Origin of the sequence: Klebsiella sp. PCX (assembly GCF_021869705.1) — a bacterium.
Classification (GTDB): domain Bacteria; phylum Pseudomonadota; class Gammaproteobacteria; order Enterobacterales; family Enterobacteriaceae; genus Klebsiella; species Klebsiella quasipneumoniae.
Map to the genome: position 1 here is coordinate 558108 of NZ_CP091527.1, position 24449 is coordinate 582556.

General features: G+C 53.2%; 12 protein-coding genes, 1 tRNA gene and 3 pseudogenes. 5 read left to right on the forward strand and 11 right to left on the reverse strand.

The annotated features are described in order from the left end of the window. Positions 1-19: 19 nt before the first annotated feature. A complete protein-coding gene (locus tag GQR96_RS02590) occupies positions 20-1489 on the reverse strand; it encodes a SulP family inorganic anion transporter (RefSeq protein ID WP_069135462.1) in 1470 nt (489 codons plus the stop codon). Further along, positions 1486-2166 carry a carbonic anhydrase gene (locus GQR96_RS02595; RefSeq protein WP_236948499.1) on the reverse strand — a complete coding sequence of 227 codons (681 nt, stop codon included), beginning with the start codon at positions 2164-2166 and terminating at the stop codon, positions 1486-1488. The genes GQR96_RS02590 and GQR96_RS02595 overlap by 4 nt, the downstream gene beginning before the upstream one ends. Before the next feature lie 589 nt (positions 2167-2755). Between GQR96_RS02595 and GQR96_RS02600 the strand changes: the two genes are divergently transcribed. Together GQR96_RS02600 and GQR96_RS02605 are read left to right on the forward strand one after the other, a co-directional pair. Then, positions 2756-2840: transfer RNA gene (locus GQR96_RS02600), tRNA-Leu, on the forward strand. 185 nt (positions 2841-3025) lie between these two features. Next, positions 3026-4288, forward strand: a complete 1263-nt coding sequence (locus GQR96_RS02605) for a tyrosine-type recombinase/integrase (protein ID WP_065904822.1) — start codon at positions 3026-3028, stop codon at positions 4286-4288. Between the two features lie 51 nt (positions 4289-4339). On the opposite strand, the gene GQR96_RS02610 is transcribed toward GQR96_RS02605, so the two are convergent. The 6 genes from GQR96_RS02610 to GQR96_RS02635 all read right to left on the reverse strand — a co-directional run bounded on the left by GQR96_RS02610 (position 4340) and on the right by GQR96_RS02635 (position 16961). Then, on the reverse strand, positions 4340-7411 hold the full coding sequence (locus tag GQR96_RS02610) for a type III restriction-modification system endonuclease (RefSeq protein WP_065904824.1): 3072 nt from the start codon (positions 7409-7411) through the stop codon (positions 4340-4342). A gap of 10 nt (positions 7412-7421) precedes the next feature. Continuing rightward, a complete protein-coding gene (locus tag GQR96_RS02615; protein ID WP_065904828.1) occupies positions 7422-9305 on the reverse strand; it encodes a site-specific DNA-methyltransferase in 1884 nt (627 codons plus the stop codon). A 75-nt stretch (positions 9306-9380) separates the two neighbouring features. After that, entirely contained in the window at positions 9381-12083 is a 2703-nt protein-coding gene (locus tag GQR96_RS02620) for an ATP-binding domain-containing protein (protein ID WP_065904829.1), read from the reverse strand. After that, on the reverse strand, positions 12080-12781 hold the full coding sequence (locus GQR96_RS02625) for a DUF4391 domain-containing protein (RefSeq protein ID WP_065904830.1): 702 nt from the start codon (positions 12779-12781) through the stop codon (positions 12080-12082). Before GQR96_RS02625 ends, GQR96_RS02620 begins: the two co-directional genes overlap by 4 nt. Then, entirely contained in the window at positions 12778-16056 is a 3279-nt protein-coding gene (locus GQR96_RS02630; protein WP_065904831.1) for a helicase-related protein, read from the reverse strand. Before GQR96_RS02630 ends, GQR96_RS02625 begins: the two co-directional genes overlap by 4 nt. Next, a complete protein-coding gene (locus GQR96_RS02635) occupies positions 16056-16961 on the reverse strand; it encodes a helix-turn-helix transcriptional regulator (protein WP_065904832.1) in 906 nt (301 codons plus the stop codon). The genes GQR96_RS02630 and GQR96_RS02635 overlap by 1 nt, the downstream gene beginning before the upstream one ends. A gap of 198 nt (positions 16962-17159) precedes the next feature. On the opposite strand from GQR96_RS02635, the pseudogene GQR96_RS02640 reads away from it, so the two are divergent. Continuing rightward, positions 17160-18294 (forward strand): annotated as a pseudogene (locus tag GQR96_RS02640) (IS3 family transposase). A 1066-nt stretch (positions 18295-19360) separates the two neighbouring features. Next, positions 19361-19621, forward strand: a pseudogene (locus GQR96_RS02645) (transposase); the annotation flags it as partial. A 93-nt stretch (positions 19622-19714) separates the two neighbouring features. On the opposite strand, the pseudogene GQR96_RS02650 reads toward GQR96_RS02645, so the two are convergent. Continuing rightward, a pseudogene (locus tag GQR96_RS02650) lies at positions 19715-20212 on the reverse strand (phosphorothioated DNA-binding restriction endonuclease); the annotation flags it as partial. 179 nt (positions 20213-20391) lie between these two features. Here GQR96_RS02650 and GQR96_RS02655 point away from each other — a divergent pair. Then, positions 20392-21030, forward strand: a complete 639-nt coding sequence (locus GQR96_RS02655; RefSeq protein ID WP_065904836.1) for an HNH endonuclease — start codon at positions 20392-20394, stop codon at positions 21028-21030. Positions 21031-21112: 82 nt separating this feature from the next. Here the strand turns inward: GQR96_RS02655 and GQR96_RS02660 are convergent, their stop codons facing one another. Then, positions 21113-22792, reverse strand: coding sequence for a glycoside hydrolase family 43 protein (locus tag GQR96_RS02660; protein ID WP_065904838.1), 1680 nt, complete (start codon positions 22790-22792; stop codon positions 21113-21115). 58 nt (positions 22793-22850) lie between these two features. Then, the gene (locus GQR96_RS02665) at positions 22851-24290 is read right to left on the reverse strand and encodes an MFS transporter (protein ID WP_074384324.1); all 1440 of its coding nucleotides are present in this window, start codon (positions 24288-24290) and stop codon (positions 22851-22853) included. Positions 24291-24449: the final 159 nt, after the last annotated feature.

A 24449-nucleotide genomic window follows, 5' to 3' on the forward strand; every position in this document is an offset into this window, starting at 1 on the left:
GACCAGCCGCCCGTTAAGGTCAGCGGCTGGCGAGCGGCCACTGATTAAGGCGGATGCCGCGCTGCGGCGCGCTCTCGGCAAAATCATCCAGCACCGCCCGCACGTCCGGGTCGAGGTAGCCGACGCTGTCGTGCTCGACGATCACCACGCTCTTTTCCGGAATTTTCGCCAGCAGGGCCAGCAGATGCGGATTGTGCATAAAGGTCAGATTCTGCTGGATGCGTAGCACGTAGTGGTCATCGTAGCGCGCCAGCTGCAGCGAGTGGCGATGGCTGCGCCAGAGGCTGAACGCCATCTGGGTGGCAAGACCAATCCCGATCCCCGCCAGCATGCCGAAGGCGACAATCCCGCCGATGGTGGCGAGGAACGGGACGTACTGCGCCGCCCCCTGGCGGAATTGCTCGATGAACAGCCGCGGCGTCGCCAGCTTATAGCCGGTATACAACAGCACGGCGGCGAGGCTGGCGAGCGGGATCAGGGTCAGCAGACCGCTGAACCACAGGCCGCAGATCAACAGCAGCACGCCGTGGATAAAGATCGACAGTTTGCTCTGCGCGCCGTTGCTAACGTTCACCGAGCTGCGGACGATGACCGCGGTGATTGGCATCGCCCCCAGCACGCCGGAGAGCAGATTGCCCACGCCCTGGGCGACCATTTCACGGTTCGGCGAAGGCGGCGGATTTTGCGGGCGCAGCTTTTTCAGCGCCTCCTGGCTGAGCAGGGTTTCGAGGCTGGCGACCAGCGCCAGGGTCACCGCCACCACCCACACCGACGGATTGCGCCACGCGCTCCACGCCGGAGACTCCAGCTCGCCCAGCAGCTCGCCGAGGCTGCCGAACGCCGGCAGGGTAATACGCGGCAGGGCGGCCAGCTGCTGCGGCGCAAAATGGGTCAGCAGCAGGGTGGTCACGCAGCCGAGCAGGACGGCGATCAGCGGCCCGGGGATCCAGCGCAGGCTCTTCACCCGGCGGATAAGCGGCGAGCCCCACAGCCAAAGCACCAGAAGGCCGCCCGCGGCGACGGCAATCGCAGTGACGGAGAAAGCGGCATTGCCCTGAACCACATCGGCAAGCCCGGTCTCTTCCGCCGTGCCGAGCGCGACGGGGATCTGCTGCATAATCAGCAGGATGCCGATCGCCGCCAGCATGCCTTTGATGACGCTGGCGGGAACCAGCGAGATAAAGCGCCCGGCCCGCAGAATGCCGAACAGCAGCTGCAGCACGCCGGCCAGCACCAGCGCCATCAGGAAGACGGAGAAGGAACCCAGGGATTCAATGGCGGCGACGACGATGGTGACCAGTCCGGCGGCGGGGCCGCTGACGGCGAAGCGGGAGGGGCTGAGGGCGGTGACGACCAGGCCGCCGATGATGCCGGTCAGCAGGCCGACGAAGGGCGGTAAGCCGCTGGCCTGGGCGATGCCGAGGCACAGCGGCAGGGCGACAAGGAAGACGACGATGCCGGCGAGAGAGTCCTGACGAAGCGTGTTCATGGGGCGTGCTCCTGCGGTGAGAGGTGTTCGACGAGGGTGGTTAAATGGCCGGAAGCCAGATCGTAGACGCAGCCGTGCAGGCTGAGCGGTCGCCCGCTGGCGAGCACCGTCTGCACCGGCTCACTCTCCAGCAGACGGGCGAACTGGGCGCGAACGTTGGCTTCCACCAGGGCGTCCAGCGCATGGCGAGAGCGCTCCGCGCCGGTGCTGGCACTGGCGCTGACGGCGGGGGAGGCCGCAACACAACATTCATCGGCGATCTGCGCCATTTCGTGATGCAGGGTGTGGCGCAGCTGGCCGATGCGGCGAGCCAGCGCCGAGGACTCCTGCGCCAGCGGCAGAGTGGGCAGGGAGAGCGCCGCCTGCACGCCGCCGCAGCCGTAGTGGCCGCAGAGCACCACCCGCTCCACCTCAAGGTAGTGGAGGGCATATTGCAGGACGCTCATGACGTTGTCGTCGGCGGGGTCGAGCATATTGGCGATATTGCGGTGGACAAAAAGCTCGCCGGGCTGGCTGCCGGTGAGCACCTCGGCGGGAACGCGGCTGTCGGAGCAGCCGATCCACAGCGAGTGGGGCCGCTGCCCGTCGACCCATTTTTCGAAATAGTCCGGGTCATGCTGACACTTCTGCAGCGCCCAGCTGCGGTTGCGGGCCAGCAAAGGTTTTAACGTCGTCACAAGTATTCTCCTGAGTTAATTCATCGAGTGAATATGTCCATCAAGACTCGTACAGCGACTAGTAAAAATAGTGTTTACCGGAATCCTTCACGCCTGAGGAAAATCCTGGAATAAACGGCAAAAAGAAAACTTTTCATTAATGTAAAGTTATAAAAATATTGATGAAATTAATATTTGACTGCGGAGCGGATGAATAACAAAAAAGCATTGGCTAAAACTTTCTGGAATATATGGGAATGGTGGTGGTGGGGGTGGGGGGATATTTGGCGATTGGTGAGTGGATTTGTTTGGGGAGAGATGGATTGTGATGGGGATGCGGGTGAGAGTGAGGTGAGAATAATTTGAGATGAATTTGAGTGGGAATTGGGAGTGCTAGGGGAGAAGGGGGAACGGCTGGCAGGTGGAGTTGGATTTGCGGGAGGGTGAGAGGAGGGGGCTGGTGGCAGTCGCGCTATGGAACGGCAGCAAAAGGTGACGCCGCGCAGGATAGCGCTGTTTTTTTCAACACTTAGCGCAATGACGACACGCTGTCGCTTGCATGGCCGCCGCCGACAGGTATAATCCAGAACGTTTCCGCATCCCCTTCAGTGCCGAAGTGGCGAAATCGGTAGACGCAGTTGATTCAAAATCAACCGTAGAAATACGTGCCGGTTCGAGTCCGGCCTTCGGCACCAAAAGCATGTAAATGGACCTCAACTGAGGTCTTTTTTATGTCTAAAATCCAGTATTTATCTACCTTTCCCGCTATATTAACTCTCTCAAGGTCAACCGACATCAACGTACATCTACCAACAGATGTTGGTATAGATGATGGTATTTCCGGTTCGATAATGCTTGTACCAACAGGGAGGGGATAAGCATGGCTCTAACAGATATCAAAGTCAGAACAGCCAAGCCAACGGATAAGCAATATAAGCTGACCGATGGCAGCGGTATGCACCTTCTTGTCCATCCAAATGGTTCTAAGTACTGGCGTTTGCAGTACCGTTATGACGGCAAGCAAAAGATGTTGGCACTTGGGGTTTACCCTGAAATCACACTGGCGGATGCCAGAGCGCGTCGTGACGAAGCGCGTAAGCTGCTAGCGAATGGCGTCGATCTGGGTGACAAAAAGAAAAATGATAAGGTTGAACAGAGTAAAGCACGAACCTTTAAAGAGGTAGCGATCGAGTGGCATGGCACCAATAAAAAGTGGTCTGAAGATCACGCCCATCGTGTGCTAAAAAGTCTGGAAGATAATCTCTTTGCAGCGCTTGGTGAACGTAATATCACTGAGTTAAAAACGCGCGATTTATTAGCGCCCATTAAAGCCGTAGAGATGTCTGGACGTCTTGAGGTTGCTGCTCGTCTTCAACAGCGCACTACGGCCATCATGCGTTATGCGGTGCAAAGCGGGTTAATTGATTACAACCCGGCGCAGGAGATGGCTGGGGCCGTCGCATCTGGCAATCGACAACATCGCCCGGCGCTGGAATTAAAGCGCATCCCTGAGTTACTGGAGAAAATAGACGGCTATACCGGCAGGCCGCTAACTCGTTGGGCAACGGAACTCACTTTGCTTATCTTTATTCGATCCAGTGAGCTGCGTTTTGCTCGCTGGTCAGAGATCGATTTTGAAACGTCAATGTGGACCATCCCGCCTGAGCGAGAGCCTATTCCCGGCGTGAAACATTCTCAGCGAGGATCAAAGATGCGTACACCTCATCTGGTGCCGCTTTCAAAGCAGGCGTTGGCAATCCTGAAGCAGATAAAACAGTTTTGCGGGGAACACGAGTTGATTTTCATTGGCGATCACGATCCGCGCAAGCCCATGAGTGAGAACACGGTCAACAGTGCTCTGCGGGTTATGGGTTATGACACTAAAGTTGAAATTTGCGGCCACGGCTTCCGCACAATGGCCTGTAGTTCGTTAATTGAGTCAGGGCTATGGTCCAAGGATGCGGTGGAGCGGCAGATGAGCCATATGGAGCGTAACTCGGTGCGAGCGGCGTATATCCACAAAGCGGAACATCTGGATGAACGCAAGTTGATGTTGCAGTGGTGGGCTGATTTTCTGAATGCAAACCGGGAGAAAACCGTTTCACCATTCGATTATGCAAAGCTCAACAACCCAATGAAGTAAAATACAGCATACACCCCAGCCGACCTTTTCAATGGTAGGCTGGGTTTAATCTTACTTCACCACTTCCATCAGTTTACCGAAGCTATCCACTACGTCATACTTCACGTTTTCTGGAGCAAACTTCTTGTTGATCTCATCGAAGAACTTACGGGCACATTTAATCTTGGTGGCTTCAATAGGCCGTAAATCCAGTGACGACATCGAGCCCTTGGTCTCAGCAACGAAATACACATGCTTGACCGAGCCTTCTTTGAAGGAAATAGCCCAGTCGGGGTTGTAATCGCCGACAGGGGTTGGGATCAGAAAACCACGTGGCAACTTGGCATATACCACCACATCCTTGCTGGTATCCAACTCTTCGACGAACTTGCGCTCAATCGCGGAGTCGGTAAGCACGTAATCATAGATGTGATTTTGCAATTTATTCCCAGCCTTACTGAGATCCTGTTTACTCTGACCCGTGGTAAAGATGTCCAAATCAAACTTGTCTTCTAGCGTGTCATAGGCCAGATGCTCGATGATGACATTGGCCTTTTGTTCGTTGACCAAGCGAATGGCTTCGGCAATGAAACTTTCCGGGTTGCTCTTGAATTGCGCGAAGACGTCAGCATTGAGACCTTTTAGAATTTCGGCAACGGTTCGTCTTGTAAGCAAAGTCCCCTCTGATAACTTGCCAATCAAGTCGTACTGCACCGCGGATTGAATTGAGGCGGTGTGCGATTCTGTTTCGGTAACTTTCAGCTCGAAGGCATTACCCTTTTTGAGGTCATCGTAAGTTGCCGTATCAGCCTGCTCGCCACGGTGAATGGTGTATTGCAACGGCATCACCCGCAACCCAGCATTCTTGTCATTGAGCGCCTTGATCGCATTGTTCACTAGCTCAACATCATCAAAAAACACGTTGTAAGTAGCTTTGCGATTGATTCGCCCCCACAGCGCCTTGAACTCCTGCTTTTCAAAGTTGGCGTTGGTCTGCAGTCTTTTGGGCTTGCGTCCATCTTCTACCAGCATGAGCTGGCTTTCGCTAAATACGCTGTTAATCAGCTGGAATACCTGCTCTGCATAGGGCTGCAGCTCGTCCGGCAATGCCTCTAACGTGCCGTCTTTCTTAGCTTGGTGGTATTTCTCCGTGATATTGCGCTTCTTATCGACGTAGCCGTTCTGGATCAGATAAAACTCAATGTCCGTGGCCTGGTCGTCCGATACCGTAATCGTGCCTTCCTTAGTGTTCAGTATCTTGCCCGTGAAGTAGGCCTTGTCCGCCACACGCGGACGAGCAGACAAGGAGTCGCTAATGTCCTTCTGCAAGGCGGTCACGAAGTCCTTGTAACTTTCGCTGGCCACGACAGTCAGTACGTTAATGTCATGAACAATGGACGGGTGATCCATGCGGTCACCATTTTGATTGACGGACAAACGCAGGCCGCGCCCGACCTCCTGGCGGCGTGATATGTTGTTATCACTATGCTTGAGCATGCAGATCACAAACACGTTCGGGTTATCCCAGCCTTCACGCAAGGCCGAGTGTGAGAAGATGAAACGCACCGGCTCAGCTAGTGATAACAACCGTTCCTTGTCTTTGAGGATCAGATCGTAAGCATCTACGTCATCCGACAAGCCTGCATTTTCACCGCGCGCAGCGGTCTTGGGATCGGTGAGGCGCTTGCTCTTCTTGTCGATGGAGAAGTAGCCGCTATGCGTCTTATCGGCCGCAATGTGACGTAGATATTTAGCATAAGGGGTGTCCCCCTGCATAAACCCATTATCAAACGCTTCTTGAAGATGTTTAGCGTACTCCTCTTCAAATATTTTTGCGTACTCTCCCTTTTCATCGGCAGCGGAGTAGTCCCGGTACCTGGCTACTTCGTCGATAAAGAACAGCGAGAGAACCTTCACCCCTTTATCAAAGAGCTCCATCTCCTTATCAAAGTGCGCTTTGATCGTCTCACGGATCTGAATACGGCGCAGCGCTATCTCGGAAATATCACCAGTCGCATCACCCACCGTCAGTTCTACGCCATTGGTAAAGCTCAAGGTGTCCGTATTGGCATTGATATCCGATACCACAAACCCATCGCGGTATTGATCCAGCTCTTTCGATAGCACAAACAGATTGTCACCCTTGCCCAGTTTGCGAGTGACGCGCTTGATGTTTCCTCCGCTGAGTTTCTGTTCGAACTCCACAACCGCGACTGGCGGTTTTTTGCTTGAGATTTCGATGGCTTGTAAATAGAGATAGGCATTGGTTCCCGCCAGTCCCTTCACCGAGATACCGCGCACCTCAATCTTCTTCACCAGCTTCTGGTTGTAGGCATCGAGCGCATCCAGACGGTGGATCTTGTTGTGTGTGGTCTTGTGGGTAGCAGAATAGCGCAACACCATCAGAGGTTTGAAATTCGCCAGGGAATCCAGCGTCTTGCCCCCCTCCATCCGTTGCGGTTCATCGAGGATCAAGATGGGCCGGTTTGCGCTGATCACATCGATCGGGCGACGTGACTGAAAATCATCGAGCGCTTCATAGATGCGGCGGTTATCTTTGCCGGTGGCGTTAAACGCTTGTACGTTGATGACCATGACATTGATACCGGCATCGGAGGAGAAGCTCTCCAGATGGTGCAACTGCTTAGAGTTGTAAATAAAGAAGCGCGCCTTCTTGTGATAGGTCTCTTGAAAGTGCTCGGCCGTTATTTCCAACGACTTGGCCACGCCCTCGCGGATGGCAATGCTCGGTACCACTATGACGAATTTGCTCCAGCCGTACTGCTTGTTCAGCTCGAAGATCGTTTTGATATAGCAGTAGGTCTTGCCAGTGCCTGTCTCCATCTCGATATCGAGATTTAGCCTTGCGACCTTAGTCTTGATCAAGTCCTTCGACAACGGCAGGTTTTGCTGGCGCTGCGCCAGTTGGATGTTTTCCCGCAAGGTATCCTCACTGAGGGTTAGCTCAGCATTTTTAAAACCGGTATCTACCGCAAACAGATCACCCATGCCGTTTTTGGTATTACCAGGGTCAAGGCGATATCTCATGGCTGAATCAGAGACCGGTGGCTGCCCCTGAAAAATGTCAACGACCGCCTGCACGGCGGCAGCCTGATAGGGCTGGTGTTTGAATTTAAGTTTCATTACATGCCCCTCAGATGCATTTCACTTCGGTGGCGGGCGACATGAGCTTGAAAAGCTGCTCTACGTTGATCTTGACCGCGCTGTCCTTGTAGCCCGCGTCGCGGAACACCACGCGCAATGGCTGATGCTTGGCCAGTTCCTTCACAAAGGCTTCGTCAATGCTGCCACTAGCGTCGAAGCAGGCGGCGAGCACATTGCCATCAACAAAGAACACGTCCTTACCTTGGATGGAGTGCTTGGCGATAGGCAGGGCCAGATCGACGCCCCAATCCAGCATGACCTGGAACAGTAGATCTTCAGGCGTGCGGTCGGGCTTAATGTTGTCGACGAACAAGTCGACCTTAGCTTTGTCGAGCGCATCGGGCGTGTAGTAAACGTCGGCCATATTTGAGGCGTCGATTTTTAACATCCGAAATCCAAAATCAGAATCTTCGTTCAGAAGCGATTTACCGCACTTGTATTGTTCGCCAGAAAGCGTGATGCGCTGGCGCGTGATTTCGGAAATTGTCTTGTAACCAGCTTTGAACGTCTCACTCTTCGAGTCACAGTCTTGGGGTATTTGCACAAGCAAAAAACGACGATTACCTTGATCCTCGGCGTTGAGAGAATAAACAGCCTGCGCAGTCGTGCCTGATCCAGCAAAAAAATCCATAACTATTTCGTTACGGTCACTGTGCGTTGCAAGCTTAAGAATTTGCTTGATGAGTCGCGATGGTTTGGGGGCTTGGAAGTCAACATTCTTTCCAAGCAAGCCCCTTAATTCTTTCGTTCCTTCGTCGGTATGCCCAACTTCGTCATGCAACCAAATAGTATTTGGTTTTCTGCCTTGCTGTACCTCTGACAAAAACCGTTTTAGGCGTGGATAGGCGTCTCCATTTTTCCCAAAAAAGATGCGATTATCAGACAGCAACCTCTGCATTGTTTCGCTCGAGTATAGCCAGTGCTTACCTTCTGGAGAGTCAAATGACTTACCTGAAGGTGACTTAACCTCATAATGGCCTGCGCTTCGTTCACCAGCAGCGGTCAGATCATTTGAAAGCCAAGGGCCACGAGGATCATTGTCAGGATTCGAATATCTGGCATTCATTTCCTCCGTTCTTGGTAGTAATTTCACTTCTGCCAAAGCAATATTTTTTGCGTAGCAAAGAATGTATTCGTGAAATTTGCCAAAATGAGATGCATCCGCTTTGCCACTATAAATTTTCTTCCAGACGATTTGCGCTAGAAAGTTCTCTTCACCAAAAATCTCATCGCACAACCTCCTTAGAGATGCGGACTCACAATCATCAATAGATATGAATATTAGCCCTTCTTCCTGGAGCAGATTTCTCGCAAGCTTTATTCGTGGATAAATCATTGACAGCCAATCGGAGTGGAATCGTCCATTAGATTCGGCATTGGCAGTCAATCTATTTCCAGTGATGTCCTTCTGGTTTGATTTAACCAGAAACTCATCAAAGTCTTGGGTGAAGTCATCGTGATATATGAAGTCGTTTCCAGTGTTGTAAGGCGGATCGATGTAAATTGCTTTAACCTTACCGAGGTAGGTTTCCTGCAACAGCTTCAACGCATCGAGGTTATCGCCCTCAATGAATAAGTTCTGAGTCGTCTCGAAGTCCACACTTTCCTCACGCACCGGGCGCAAGGTCTTGGCAATCGGCGCATTGGCCGTCAGCAGCGCCTCACGCTTGCCAGGCCAGTTCAGGTGGTAGCGTTCAAGTGGCCCCTCGACAATCGAATCGGACAGTTCCTGCCGCAGTTGGTCGAAATCCACTGCCAACTTCACGCTGCCGTCCTCGCCCTTGGCTTCGGTGACGCAGCCAGGAAATAGATCGCGAATGCGGGCGATGTTGTCCTGTGTGAGATTTGGTGAATGCATTTTTAGCTTTTCCATGTTCTTTTCCTCTGGTCGCTATGCTTTTTGTGGAAAAGGCATAGCGGCTAACAATTCAAATTCGTATTAGTAGGTTCAGTCGCCTTGTTGCCAGTCCTGGCAAAAGTGCGGGCGCAGACTTTCGATGGCGGATGGCAAGCTGCCCTGGCAGGTCACGCCCAGGTAGGTGGCAGCGCGGGTGGTACCGACGTACAGGTATTTGTCGAACAGTGCCGGGTGCAGCGTGGCGAGCTGGTCAATGCTGACAAAGAATACCGCCTCAAACTCAAGGCCTTTGATGTGCTGGATGTCGAACACACGCACGTTGCTTTCCTGCCCCACAGCCTGGCCTTCTCGGCAGGCGATGACCTGGATGTTGTGCTCCGCCAAGGCAGTGTTGAGTGCTTCGGCAACCGGGGCTACGTCGTCCTCGGTATTTACAAAAATGGCGGTGGATGGCAACTGGCCGACAAAGCGCTCAATCTCGCGAATGCGATCAGCCAGCCAACCGACAATGGTTTCTGCGTTGGTCGCGTGCTCCAGCAAGGCCGGCGCAACGCCCATGCTGTCCATATGCGCTGGCAAGCTGGCGTTTTGCTCGGTGCCACCGACAGCGCGGATCATGGCGCGGGCCAAATCGTTCAGTTGCTTGCTCTGCCGATAGGAGACAGTGATCTCCTTGATATCGAAATCGGCGAAAACCCACTTCAAGTCGTCGGCGGAGCGTGCGCCCCAGGTGGTCAGGCGTTGATTGAAGTCGCCACAGGCGAAAAATGAGCGCAGCCGCGGATGCGTCAGCGCCGCCATGCTCGCCAGCTGGATGGGCGAGAAGTCAGTGGCTTCATCCACCAGGATCTGGTTGCAGTAATGCCCCAGAATGGGCTGGAGCGATGACCACGCGGGACTATCTATGTCGCGCTGAACGTTGGGCCGACTGAGCAGGTCGCCTGCGGCGCGCAAGATCGCAAGCAGTACTATGTCCAACTCCAGGGGGTGGATGTCGCGCGCCTCAAAGCCTTCGTGGCGATACCAGGTGTTTGCCGGTTGGCGTTCGCGCCTGAATGCACGGTAGCGCTTCGGGATGCCCTCGAGGTAGCGCTTGACCGGATTAACGAAGCGGCGTGCACTGGCCTGCACCAGAAGACTTGCACCCACCTCAACGCGATCCGCTTCTGTCAGACTACGCTCCCCTAACCACTCGATGATTTTGCCATTGCGAGAGGTTTTGCTGACTGTGCGCTTGGATGCTGCTGCCCGGGCTTGGGCGCGTACCGCTTGCATGTAGGCATTGAGCGCCGCGGTACGGCCTGTGCGGGATGCTGTGATGTCTTCTTCTTCATCGGCATCCGGGTCGTCCTGGTCGTCCTCTTCAGTCGCTTGCCCTTGTTGGAGGCTGTCGATCATGCGGGCCAACTCATCCAGAAAAGCTCGGTTGCGTTTGAGCTGCAGGTTGAGTGCGGCTTTGATCTTGGCGTCCGAGCCTTCCTTCAGGCTGCTGACGAGTGCCTGCACTTTGGCAATCTCCACCGACAGTGAGCCAAACATCGCCGCCAGTGCGCCATCGGCCGCGCGCGACAAGATGTCTTGCAGACGTGCGCCGAGACTTAGGACGTCGGGCGTTTTGGCATCGTGGAGCAGGGTTGCTGCTTCATGCAGTTCCTGCACATAGGCCTTGCGCTGCCATTCATCGAAATCGTCAAACCATTGAATGGGGCGCTCTAGTGCGGCATCGGTCATGCTGGTCAGTCCGTCTTTCAGAACAAAGGTACCGCTACCGGAAGCCCTTCTGAGGACGCCGAATACGTTTCGGGCCAGCTCGCGTCGATAGTCTTGCCACGTTCTGATGCGCTGATCCGAGGCGGGAACACCTTCACGCGCAAATGCTTCCTTGAGGTACTGCTTGAGCAATTCCGTGGGCGTGAACATCAGCCAGTTGTTGGCGTGCGCAATGCCTTGGGCTGAAGCGATTGTTTCAACCAGACGTTGTTCGCCTTCATCCAGGTAGGCGGTGTCGAGTTTTTGGCCGAGGCGGCGGATCAGGGTGGTCGTCTTGCCTGTACCTGGCGGGCCCAGGATCAAAAGACGATTGTCGATAGGGCGACGGAAAATCTCATCTTGATATTGATCGAGGATAGGCTGATCACGCAGTCCCATCTTGGTGATGACGCTGCGGCGAACACCGTCGATGATGTTGGCCTTGACTGACTCCTCGGCCAGCAATTGGCTAAGAATGTCTTCGGAGGCTTCTTCTCCCGCAACCGCGGTCAGCAGCGCACGCAGCGACTCGATAGTGAACGGCCCAAAATGCTCGGCTTCAACTACGGTGTCGCGTGAATCCCACCCACCGGCAAGCGCATTGGGCCGAAGCTGGGCTCGCTCAAGAACCTCAACGACGGTTCCATTGGGAAGCGTGAACTCTGTGCCTATTGCCAACGAGGCCAAGCGTCCAACCGGTGCGCGGTAGCTGGCCAAATTGGGGAAGCCCGATACCGGCGTCGTGCGGCAGATGTAGTAGGTTTTCTCTTCACCCTCTTCATCGACCACCACAACACGAGCGATGGCAGGCTCCGCCACTAGTACCTGATAGCTTTCACGGTTCTCCTGACCGATCTTATCCAGCCTTTGTATGGCTGAACTGGAAGTCATTGTGTTGATGTTTGCCAGCGCATCGGAACCAGGTGTCCGCCCATCGTACAGTTTACCCTTGGCGGTTTCAGCGATGCTTTCGAGTTGCGCCAACGCTTCATCAGCGAATTGCTCAATGTGTTTCCTTGACTCTTCATTCAGGCTTTGCGTCATGCACTCTCTCTCCCAGTCAATTCTTCAAGTTCATTTTTGAGCCGCCGCAAGTGCGCGTTGATCTCTACTTTGCGGTTGAATTGTTTTTCTTTGGCAAGTCTGCTCGCAGCTTTCTCAACCTCACGCTGCTTGGCTGCAACCAGTTCCACGCGTGAAACCAAGTCAGCGAGAGTTTCTTGTGGGCGCGCAGGCATGGGGATCAGACGGTGAAGCACCTGCTCATACAAGCTGCCCAGGTCGAGTGCTAAGGGCATGGTGGCGCGCTCATAGTCACTCGACAACCAGGCTGTGGCAAAGTAGTCACTCAAGACCCAACGACTGGCGTCTGACTCATTGGGGCGTTTGTATGCAGCGATCACCTTTGTTCGCTCATCAAAGCTCAGCTCGAAGATGACGGGAAACTGCACCGCGCCATCGATGCAACGCAAAACGTCCATATTCAGCTCCAATGTCTTGAGCTGAATTGAGAAAATCTGAAGCTCTGGTACTCCCGGCCTGGCGGGCAGGTTGATCGTTTCTGGGGCCAACTTGTATTGCCAGACGATTTGCTCCACCTGCTCGACGAACAAGTCCTTCAGCCTTGTATTAGCGCCGCTGTGTTCGTAGATCTTATTCTTTGGCAGGGTACGACCAAAGACAGCCTGCTTCGGATAGTTAATGAAGGCGGTATTCGACTCAAATCGCGCAGACTGACTCATCCGGCCTCCTGAATCACGAGGAAGGTAATCAGTTCGAAGTCGTCCAGTCCGACGATAGTATTGACCAACGCGGTGGTCTTTCCGCTGCAGAAGAGGCTGTCCAGATCCTTCTCTTCCTTCACCTCGATCATTGAGCGGATGGCCTTGCCAAGCAGGTCCGAATACATCTGCATCTTGCGGCCATCGGCCGTTTCCTTATTGAACAAGAGACAGGCATCTGTAATAGGCTGGGCTTGTCCCTTACAGCATGTGCGAACCAGATCCAGCAAACGTTTGACTTCGGTGTGATCGTGAATGACTTCCCCCTCGCGATTAATGTAGACGAGGTAATAAGGGTGCAGGCGGTTGTGTTGACTGACGTTGACGCTTGGATTCCGGTTGCGTAGCGTGAAGATCACACCCGGGCGTAGGCCCATCTCCGGCTTGGCAGGCACTACGGCGTGCATCCCGCTTGGCACGTTGCTCAATTCGCCATTGACCTTCACATAGTTGAGCAAGTCCATTCGGAAGTCATTGAGCCCGAGATCAGTAATCGACACTCCGGTTTTCAGGTCTTCCAGCTCAATCACTTCCTCTTGCAAACGTCGCAATTGCTCTTTGCGATAAGACACATCGTTGGCTTGGGCGCTCAGCACATTGTCATCACCGGTGGCTGTAACATCGGCAATCATCATTCGGCTCTCAACCCGTTCCTTCAGGTTGATGTATTCGTCGAGAGAGATGTCTGGCCAGTAGTTAACCAGTTGGATGCAGCTGTTGGGTGAGCCGATGCGATCCACACGGCCGAAGCGCTGGATGATGCGCACGGGGTTCCAGTGGATATCGTAGTTGATGAGGTAGTCGCAGTCCTGCAGGTTCTGGCCTTCAGAGATACAATCGGTGCCGATCAACACATCTATCTCTGCCTCCTCATTTGGCAGCACGATGGCTTTCTCCTTCGAGTGCGGAGAGAAGAGAGTGAGCAGTTCCTGGAAGTCATAGCTCTTCTTGAGCGTGCTCTTCGGTACCCCTTTGCCGGTGACTTTTGCACTGTGCAAGGCCTGTGTAGCCAGCAATTCCTGAGCCAAATTGGCATACAGATAGTCAGCGGTGTCGGCGAAGGCGGTGAAGATCAGCACCTTCTTGTTGCCGGGATTCAGCGGTGCGGCGATCTTCTCCAGAACCAGTGTCTTGAGATGCTGTAGTTTGGCATCATCGGCAGCCGTGATCTTGTTCATCGACGTCAGCAAGGCATCAATGATTTCCAGATCGACCTTCAGTTCGTGCTCCCATGAAGGTAAGTCCATATCGGCGAGGCTGATCTTGACCTTGCCGCCAATCTCGCTGTCGCCAATATCAGGCAAGTCGTCGTCCGCATCGAGGTTTTCTAACTGGTCGGTCAGGTCATTTATTCTGCTGTCAATGCCACTGAGGTCGCCAGTCTGATTGAAAGTGCTGATCTTGCCTAGCGTATTCGTGTGGTTCGCGCGCAGGGACTGGAGCGTCAAGCGGAAAGACTCAATCGAGCTTTCCAGGCGCTTGAGCAGGTTGGTCGTCATCAATGCCTGCAGGCTCTTTTCGCGGTCGACTTGCTTAAGCTTGCCTTTGCCTGCAACCTGAGTGTCATACATCTCCTCGTACTTCTTGAGCCGACTGGGCAGGATGTAGCTGATCGGCGCGTAAACAGCGAGCTTGAGTAAAGACAGCTGCTCGAAAATTTCGTTGAAGCTCATCACATCCGTTCGCTGCGTGAGCGGGCTATGGAACGACAAGGGTTTGCGGCGCTCAGGGAATTGGCCGATTTCCTTGGTATCGTAGAAGGTTTGAATATGCTTGCGCGAACGTGCGATGGTGACGCTGTCGAGCAACTCGAAGAAGTCGAAGTCCAACGATTCCAGGATGGCCCGCGCTGTGCGCTCTTCCGATGGAAGCTTTGCCCACGCATTGAAGCTGGCCTGTGCACTACGGAAAATGTCCTCTACCGTCTTGCCGGTGCGCAGCTTCTTGCTGAGGTTTTCGGAGTCGCCTTCGTAGGCCAGCGCCAGTTGGTTGCGCAGGTCGTTGAAGCGGTTGTTCACCGGGGTGGCCGAAAGCATCAATACCTTGGTTTTCACTCCCTCCTTGATAACCTTGTTCATCAGCTTCTGGTAGCGGGTTTCCTTGTCCTTATAGGCGTCATTGTTGCGGAAGTTGTGCGACTCGTCGATGACGACGAGGTCGTAGTTGCCCCAATTGATGCGATTCAGCGGTGTGCCGAACGACTCACCGCTCGTACGGCTGAGGTCGGTATGACAAAGCACGTCGTAGTTGAACCGGTCGCGAGCAAATATGTTGGTCTTGAGGTTGCGGCTGTAGTTCAGCCAGTTGTCCGCCAGCTTCTTAGGGCATAACACCAAAACTGACTTGTTGCGTAGTTCGTAATACTTTACCACGGCCAGCGCGGTAAAAGTCTTTCCCAAACCCACGCTGTCGGCCAGGATGCAGCCGCTGTAGCTTTCAAGTTTGTTGATGATCCCGGTAGCAGCATCTTTCTGGTAATTGAAGAGTTTGTTCCAGATGAGCGTGTCTTGATAGCCCGTGCGGTCGTTCGGCAGGACATCCTCGTTGATGTCGTCCAGAAACTCATTGAAGATATTGTAGAGCATCAGGAAGTAGATGCTCTCGGGCGAGTTTTCCTGGTAGACGGATGCAATGTGGTCGCATATCTGCGCCGTTACATCCTCCAGCTTCTCGGGGTCCTGCCAGATCTGGTTAAACAGACTGAGGTAGGTCGCCGTAAATGTCGGCTCGTCCATCTTGTTGACGAAGTTGGAGACAGCGTTGCCCTGCTGGTAGCCGAGATCGACGGCGGTAAAGCCGTGCAGTGGCATGTAGGCAGTATCTGCGGCAGCAGCCTGAATGCAAGTAAATTGCTGCATCGGTGCCTTGCTGCGATTGGACTTGAATGTTGCCTTGCGCCGCATCCAGTCCGCGCACTCTTTTGCAATTGCGCGCTGGGTCAGTTTGTTACGCAGCTGAATTTCGAACTCACTCCCGTACAAGCTCCGTTCGCGGTCAGCCTTCGGTATGTGGAATTCTCTGCGTTCCTTGCGAATCTTGTCGGTAACCTCGTTAGCGGTAAACGTCGGCGAGGTAAAGATGAATTGCAGCTCGTCGATTTTTTCCAGCTCTGCTTTGAGCGCTTCGAACGCGTACATCGAAAAGCAGGAGGCGGCGATCTTCAGGCGAGCACCAGGTTTGAGCGTCTGCTTTAGGTCGTCTCCGAGCAGACGGTTGATATTGTCGATCAGTTCCATTAATAGTCAGCCTTCTTAGTGGCGCTATAGCCTGGTGCCAGTAAGGCATTTTTTACGCCGTAAATTGCGAGATGATCTTTGAGCCATAACCGGTACTCCGGTCCGCGAAGGCAATGATCGGGTGAGCAGTCTACCCGCCAGCGCTGCAACATATAGCCCACCACCGCAGCGCGAACGCGCATTTTGATCGAACCATCTGTCATCCCGTAGTCCATCTTGATAATATCGGGCCGATCAACGTTCGGGTGCGGCACGAAATCCAGCTCGACGATGCGCGTCCATTGGATGTCGTTATCCTGTCGTTCGTTGGCCTGTGGCTCCTCGTCGAGCAATGTTGGTGCTTCGATGCGGGTGACGACGAAATCCCGAAACTCTCTACTCTTGCGATCAAAGGCCCGGACGTGCCAGCGTAGGCCGGTATCAACCAAGGCAAAGGGCACAATTATCCGCTCGGACTCGCCGCCGCTCATCGAGTGGTAGCGGATGGCGACAGGTCGCTTGGCGTGGATGGCTCGGCAAATCGCTGCTAACACATCCATCTTGGGGATGCACAGGGCTGCGGGGGATTCACATGGTAGCAGCGCCTGCATTGAGCCGTTCACGCCATCGCCAAAGCCGAAAGCCAGCGCCGACAGAACACGCTGCGATGCGTGTTTGAACAACGGGGAAAACGCCTGCCCGATGCGATAGATCTTGTTGCTACCATCGAAGGTGATGTTATGCGGCACGATTTCCCGGTACAAAGCCAAATCGCGTGTCGCCCCTGCTGGAGCCACGCCGAAGCGCTCAATCAGATCTGGGCGACCGATCTCACCGAAGAAATAGAGCCGAAAATCGATGTAGGCCAGCCGCTCTCGCTGGGCCACACTCAAGTCCTCAAGCCGCTTAGAAGGGGAGCTAGGCATGAATCATCACTATATGGGAAAATGAATATGGTAATCCATAAAGTGCCATGGTTGTAATCAAATTGATGACAATCATGCATTAATACTAATGTAACAGCAAGAAATGATGTCTCAAACGTAGACAGTCATCGTATTGGTTTGGACTGCCCCCGCCCCGGTAGACGATGCTGCCCTATAGTTTGAGCATAGGATAAGCGTATGGGCACACCACGATTTTCAACTGAATTTAAGGAAGAAGCCGTCCGTCAGATAACGGAACGCGGTTATTCCGTTGCCGAAGTATCTGACCGTCTGGGCGTTTCCGCACATAGTCTCTATAAGTGGTTACGGGCTATTAAACCCGATAACAGCGAACAGCATGCCCGGGATTTACTGGAAGCCAAAAGCGAGATCCTGAAACTACGGGCGCAGCTAAAACGCACCGAAGAAGAACGGGATATTCTAAAAAAGGCGCGCGGTACTTTGCAAGGGAGCCCGACTGAAGTACCGCTTTATCAATGAACATCGCACTGTCTGGGGAGTGATGACGATGTGTCGGGTACTGAATGTCGCCCGGGCCGGGTTCTACGCGTGGCTGCACAACCCGGTCTCGGCGCGTGATAAAGATAACCAGCGTCTGCTGTCACTTATCCGTGACTCATATTCACTGAGCGGAGGCGTATATGGTTATCGGCGGGTTCATGGCGATCTGAACGAAATCGGGGAAACCTGCGGCAAAAACCGGGTGGGTCGTATTATGCAACTGAACCGGATCAAAGCCGTGCGCGGCTATTAGGCACCACGCCGTATCGCCGGCAGACCTTCCGTTGTTGCCCCTAATCGCGTGCAGCGGCAGTTTACTGTTACCCGGGCCAATCAGGTCTGGGTCACCGATATTACTTATATCCGCACCTGGCAGGGATGGTTGTATCTGGCGGTGGTTATCGATCTCTTCGCCCGTAATGTGGTCGGCTGGTCGATGAAACCCACTCTCTCGCGCGAACTGGCACTCGACGCGCTGATGATGGCCGTCTGGCGGCGAAAACCGGATGGCGAGGTCATCGTGCCTTCAGACCAGGGCAGCCAGTACGGCAGTGACGACTGGCAACGGTTCTGTCGGGCCAATAACCTGGCACCCAGTATGAGCCGGCGTGGCAACTGCCAGGATAATGCGGTGGCCGAATCGTTCTTCAGTTCACTGAAAAAAGAACGCATCAGGAAGAGAATATACAAAACCCGGGATCTGGCCCGGGCGGATATCTTCGATGACATTGAAGTGTTCTACAACCGGGCCCGGCGTCACAGTCATCTCGGTGGCGTCAGCCCGGAGGCCTTCGAACAGGCCTCGTCGTGAGGACAGAATTTGTCTACAGGCATGGGGTCAGTCCAGTCCATTCAATCCATCCAAGTCATCTTTATCAATTTAGAGTGTCTTTTTTTATTCTTATTGCCAACTCAACAATTTCTTTCAGATATAACTGGTGATTTGCTACTTTTTTTAACATCAATGCTCCCAGAGATATACCTAGCAAAAATGATAATCCGAACATGATGACAGTATTAGTTGAGTTCGTGGTAGAAAGATCACCTATAAATGTTTTACTCAATGTATCAAACCCAATTGATGCCTGTACTGCCGAATAGCAAAGGCCCAAGACTGATAATATCGCTGTTTTTTCACCAAAGAAACTACTAACCCTCACTGTTATTCTATTTATCTTAAGTTCTAACCAATGAATTGCATATAGAAGTTCAATTTCTGAATAACTTATAAGTAGTTTTGCATTTTCTTCATCATGCGAAATTTCACAAATAAAATCATTAAATGATTCTTTTTCCAGTCTATTAAATGCTTTACTCCTAAGATAGGTGGCAATATCATTATTACTAGCCCAATAAACGTTATGGTAAAATATAGCAGATAGATAACATCTATAATCACATCAGTTTTAGCGAAACTAGGTGACTCATATAAAAAAATGCATAAAACTAGAGCGGCAATAAAAATAATTACAATTGCAAGCAATTTGCCATGTATTTTGTCGATTAATTTATCTGTTTTACTTTTGTATGTATAAGGTGCATACGGCTTCATATTACTAAGGATTTTAATTATTTGATTAATCCTTAACATATCATCTCCTATTAATGGCTTAATGTGTTTTTTTAATTTACTCTTGCATTCATATAACTTAACACAAATAGAATAAAGATACTTCATTTTTCAAAAACACACAAAGGCATGATTAGTAAATTTGATGACAAAAAATACTGATAACGAATATTAGTCAAAAGATTATGAGATTAGTTATATTAGCCTCATAAAAATTATACAATAGAGTGATCCTGACCCGAAATCCTGCACCATTCAGAAACAGCATGCCGGCAAGATCTACACTTCCAGAACGGAGGTGGTACCGATGAAAAAATCACGGTTCACCGAAGAGCAGATTGTTTTTGCCCTGAAGCAGGCTGAACTGGGGATGTCCGTGCCGGAAGTCTACCGTAAGCTGGGTATTTCCGATGCCACGTTCTATACATGGCGCAAGAAATACGGCGGGATTTCTCCTTCGGAGCTGAAACACATGCGACAGCTTGAGGAAGAGAATCTCAAATTTAAGAAGCTGGTTGCCGATCTGAGCCTCGACAAGGCTATGTTGCAGGATGTGCTGGCAAAAAAGAACTGACGCTGGTACGTCTGCGCGAATGGGGCCGGGACCTGCAGGCATGCTACGGAGCGAGTGAGAGGCAGGTCTGTTTTGCGCTAAGGGTCAGTCGCGCTCTTTACGGATCTGCAGCAGATCAAACCCCATCTCTTCAGCCAGTTCTTCCTGAATACTCTCCGGGAAATGCGCTTCGAGGATCTGATGGGCGAGGGTATTGATCAGCTTCTTATTTCTGTTGAGTAGCGCAAAATGCGGCTCATCGAAGCCGCCGGCGACGTGACAGAGCTCCAGCTCTTTGCCGGGCGGCTGTCGGCTGCCCTGGGTTGAGCACTGTTCGCTGTTGTGCAACTGCCAGAAGCCGTCGCCTTTCAGGCGCCAGAAGGGCATGTCCGGCCGGTACTGGCGGCGTTGCGGGCCAAAGCGTTCCAGCAGGCTATGCAGCTCATCGCGTATCTCCGAGGCGTAATCGAACATCCGCGCATGGCCGCGCAGGTACTGTGAGAGGACGTACAGCAGCAGCAGTGGCTTATGCGGTGCACGCTGTTCGCCTTTGCGCCAGATGGTGATGTTCTCGATCGCGTGTTGCAGGGTCGTGCTGGAGGGCATAGCGTTACATTGGCAGCTAAATAAATGCGATGATGCTCGCAAAATCCTTGCAGATCAACCTACCAGATGCGGCGATTCTACGTGGATCGCTATTTAACTATCACTGCCAGTTATTTGTTCGAAAAGCCCATAGCTTTCTATTTATACTCAAGCTTCGCGCCATCAGATAGCTATGTCTTATGAAAAAACTACCGGACCATTTATCCAGAGAATGCATCATCGCCGCCATTCGCGCTTATGATGCAGGCGTTGCGCATCAGTTTAAAAGCGCGCGTCTGTATGAGATCGAATTTGAGGGGCGTCGGTATCCTTCAAAAGCCATCGTCGGGTTAGCGGCCACGTTTGCGACGGGGACGGAATTTACCCCGGCGGATTTCAGCGGGGGGATTAAATCCAAATGCGTGCGTCTGTTACTGGAGCAAGGATTTACGATCGCGTCGCAGGGCGCTGGCGATGACGAGGCTGTGCTTTTCCCCGATGAGGGGCAGACGACCATGGAGTACGTGGAAGGGGCGGCGATGCAGGTGGTGGTCAATCGCTATGAGCGCGACCGTCAGGCTCGTCAGGCGGCGCTTCGCCTGCATGGCTGCCGGTGTCAGGTATGCGGTCTGGATATGGCCAGCCGCTATGGCGATATCGGCCAGGGCTTTATCCATATCCACCATCTCATCCCGCTGGCCGGGATAAAGCAGGACTACCGCCTGAACCCTGAAACCGATCTGATCCCGGTATGTCCCAACTGCCATGCGATGCTGCACCGGCGAGATCCGCCGTTTACCCCCGAAGAGCTGAAGGCCCGGCTGCGCCCCACAGACTGACATCCGACAGCGCTCGCTTTAATTACATCAAACACACCACAAACCTCACGCTACCTCACCGGTAGCGTGGGCCCGCTCTCCCTTACTTATCCCGCGTCTCGCCAGCCTCCCAGCTGTAGCTGCCATCGGCCGCTAACCTATCGCCCAGTTCCTGATACTCGAACTGATAAAACTCAGCCTGGGTGCCGTACCCGGCGTAGTCTACCGCCGCCAGGCCGACGAACGCCCCGGTAAAGAACCCGCCGTAGCTCTGCAACACATAGTCATCGGACAGCACTGCGGCATCCAGCTGGACCGGGATCTCGGTGAAGGTCACGCCATCGAAGCTGTATTCATAGCTGTAGGTCTGCTTGCGGACTTTGGTCCGGAACCAGACGTATTCCACGCCGTCCGGCACCTTGATGGCGTTATCTTTCAGGTACGATGTGTATTTCCCGCGGTTATTTTCGCCGACTTCGATGACCTTGCCGTTAACTTCATTCCAGGTCAGGAAGACAAAGCTCCAGTGGCGGTCGTTATAGTAATTCGTTAACCCGGCCATCTGCTGGTAGCTGAAGGGCTCGAATTTCACCTTCACCGCGGCGTCAAAATAGAAGGCCTGCCAGCGGCGGGCAATCAGCGACAGGTCATGCGTATTGGCTAACGAACCCTGGCCGATTAAGGTTAATTTGCCGTTGCCGGTGGTGCCCATTTTGGCGGTAAACGGCACCCGCAGGGTATTCCAGTTCGGGTCGAGCGCTGGCGACGTAAAGTCATCCTGCTGGCTATTATCGCTGGCGCTTTCGGTGAAGATGGCGTCTTTCGGCCCTTCGACGAAGGTTTTCCCGCCGTGACCGCCTTCAATACGTGGCCAGCCTTCGTCGTCCCAGTACACTTTCTGGATCGAGGTTTCCCGACCGAGGGTTGACCAGCCGCGCGGGTCGTAGATGGATTCCCCCGGGCGACTCCACGGCCGGGCGCAGAGCGAGGCGTAATACCATTCGCCTTCCGGGGTGGAGACCAGCGCGCCATGGCCCTGTTTCTGGATGTAGCTGTCCGGGGTGTCGACGTTGGTTAAGAATACGTCGCCCGGCTCGGTTTCAAAGCTGTCGGCCTCGAGGGTTTTCGACCGCGCCACCACCTCCTGGTGGGTAAACACGGTGCCGCCCTGGGCGGCAAACAGATAGTAGTAGCCGTTCAGTTTATAGAGGTGCGGCCCCTCGACCAGCGCCACGGCGGTGCCGCGGTAAATGGTGCGCGCGGTTTCCGGCATTAATTTCAGCGTGTTGGTATCCAGCTCCGTTAAGGTAATGCCATCGAAGGGGTGATGGTACTCCCGGTGATCCCAGGTTTGCTGAACGATATATTTCCGGCCATCGTCGTCATGGAACAGCGAGGCGTCAAACCCGACGCCGTTCAGCTTGATCGGGTCGCTCCACGGGCCCCGAATATCCTTCGCGGTGGTCAGATAGTTGGTCATGTCTTTGAAGGCGCCTTCGGTGACCTTCACATCGGTATACACCAACCAGAATTGCCCATCGGCCCAGGAGAGCGCCGGCGCCCAAATGCCGCCGGAGGAGGGGTTGCCCTTCATGTCCAGCAGGGTGGTGGTGGAGAGCGGCGAAGGCAGCAGGTTCCAGTTTTTCAGGTCTTTCGACTCATGTAAACGCACGCCCGGGAACCACTCAAACGTCGAGTTGGCAATATAGTACGTATCCTCGACGCGAATAATACTGGGGTCGGCATTAAAGCCGCGTAATATCGGGTTTTGAATAAGTGACATTTCATTACACCTTTTAAAATGGAAAGTGACGAATCGGTCTGATTTATAATTTTTTTAACTACACGCGGATCTCATCCAGCTGACGGTTGATGTCGGTAACATGTTTATCGGAGATCGGATAAACCTGCATGATCACCATCGAAATAGCGGCCAGCGCAATCGGGATCCACACCGCGGTCATAATGATCCCGTCGATGGCGCTGGCGCTCTGCACGGCGCCGCTTTCATTAAATCCATACACCGCCAGCAGCCACAGCGGGATCGCGCCGCCGATGGTGAAGCCGATCTTGAAGAAGAGTCCCATAATGGCATTGATAATGGCGGCATTGCGTTTGCCAGATTTTAATTCGCCATACGCGATGACTTCCGGTACCAGCGCCCACATAAAGCCGGTGGCGGAGGTTAAGCCCCACTGTTTAATAAAGGTGGCGATATAGGCCAGCCACAGGGCGTCGTGCATCCCTTCGCGGGACCAGACGTAGGTCAGCAGTTCGCCGACGATGAACATGGCGAGGAACAGATGGAAGAAGCCTTTTTTACCAAAGATTTTTTTCAGTTTCGGCCAGAACACCGGGAAGGCGATGCCGGGAATAGACGCGACGAGACCCACCGCGCCCATCCATTCGGAGTGGCCGACGACGTACTGGTTGAAGAAGCTGTTAACGGTGTTCATAAAGAACATGAAGGTAAAGGCCAGCATAAAGAACATGCCGAGAATAACCAGCGGGCGGTTATGTCTGAGCTCGTGGAAAAGGTCGGTGGTTTTGACGTTGGCGGTCTGCTCGGCGGTCGCGACAACGCGTTCTTTGGTGAATTTATAACAGATAAACAGGGCCACCGCGCCGATGATCATATAGATGGCGTACACGCCAAACCAGGCGTAGTTCGCCGACGGATCGGTATAGTTGCCCAGATTCAGCTCAAGGCCGAAAAAGCCGGTGTCTTTCAGGCTGCGATCTTTCGGCGCCGCCATCTGCACAAACATCGGGAACAGGGTATAGACCAGCAGGTTGGCGCTGTTGGCCAGCATCATACGGGTACTGGTCAGCTTATCGATCGATTCCGGGTCGCGGGTCAGCGAGGCATTCAGCGAGCCATAGGGAATATTGACTAAGGAATAAACCAGGTCCAGCGCCAGATAAATAATAAAGGCGAAAGCCACCGAACCTTTCACTCCGGGGATGGGCGCGAACAGTAATGCCGACAGGATCACCAGCGGCACGCCGGCTCGTAACAGCCAGGGGCGATATTTTCCTGCTTTCGAGGTTCGTTTATCCACGTAGGTGCCGACCATCGGATCCCAAAACACATTAATGATGCGGACAAAAAGAAAAATAAAGCCTGCCGTTGCCGTGCTGATGGTATTTACCGTCAGCATATGCAAAGCCAGAAAACCCCCAATGGTGCCGAAAACCAGGTTTTGCGCAAAGTCGCCCATGCCATAACCAATTCGTTCTCCGCGGGTTAATTTATGATATTCATCATGCCGACTGTGCATTATGTTTTTACTCATTCTAAGCAGACTCCGGTTTGTTTTGTGTAGGTGAAACACTTTCTGACACAGTTGACCTGGAAGAATCTATTACGTTTTTAAATTAAGTAATTATGTTTTTTTACTTCTGTGATCCTCGAAGCAAAGGCCTGTATCACCTGCGTT

What these genes read in the sequence shown, in the direction of transcription:
- GQR96_RS02635 (WP_065904832.1), bottom strand. Translation starts at nt 16,961, where the DNA reads ATGCCTAGCTCCCCTTCTAAGCGGCTTGAGGACTTGAGTGTGGCCCAG.
- GQR96_RS02610 (WP_065904824.1), bottom strand. Translation starts at nt 7,411, where the DNA reads ATGAAACTTAAATTCAAACACCAGCCCTATCAGGCTGCCGCCGTGCAG.
- GQR96_RS02605 (WP_065904822.1), top strand. Translation starts at nt 3,026, where the DNA reads ATGGCTCTAACAGATATCAAAGTCAGAACAGCCAAGCCAACGGATAAG.
- GQR96_RS02615 (WP_065904828.1), bottom strand. Translation starts at nt 9,305, where the DNA reads ATGGAAAAGCTAAAAATGCATTCACCAAATCTCACACAGGACAACATC.
- GQR96_RS02620 (WP_065904829.1), bottom strand. Translation starts at nt 12,083, where the DNA reads ATGACGCAAAGCCTGAATGAAGAGTCAAGGAAACACATTGAGCAATTC.
- GQR96_RS02590 (WP_069135462.1), bottom strand. Translation starts at nt 1,489, where the DNA reads ATGAACACGCTTCGTCAGGACTCTCTCGCCGGCATCGTCGTCTTCCTT.
- GQR96_RS02630 (WP_065904831.1), bottom strand. Translation starts at nt 16,056, where the DNA reads ATGGAACTGATCGACAATATCAACCGTCTGCTCGGAGACGACCTAAAG.
- GQR96_RS02625 (WP_065904830.1), bottom strand. Translation starts at nt 12,781, where the DNA reads ATGAGTCAGTCTGCGCGATTTGAGTCGAATACCGCCTTCATTAACTAT.
- GQR96_RS02655 (WP_065904836.1), top strand. Translation starts at nt 20,392, where the DNA reads ATGAAAAAACTACCGGACCATTTATCCAGAGAATGCATCATCGCCGCC.
- GQR96_RS02660 (WP_065904838.1), bottom strand. Translation starts at nt 22,792, where the DNA reads ATGTCACTTATTCAAAACCCGATATTACGCGGCTTTAATGCCGACCCC.
- GQR96_RS02665 (WP_074384324.1), bottom strand. Translation starts at nt 24,290, where the DNA reads ATGCACAGTCGGCATGATGAATATCATAAATTAACCCGCGGAGAACGA.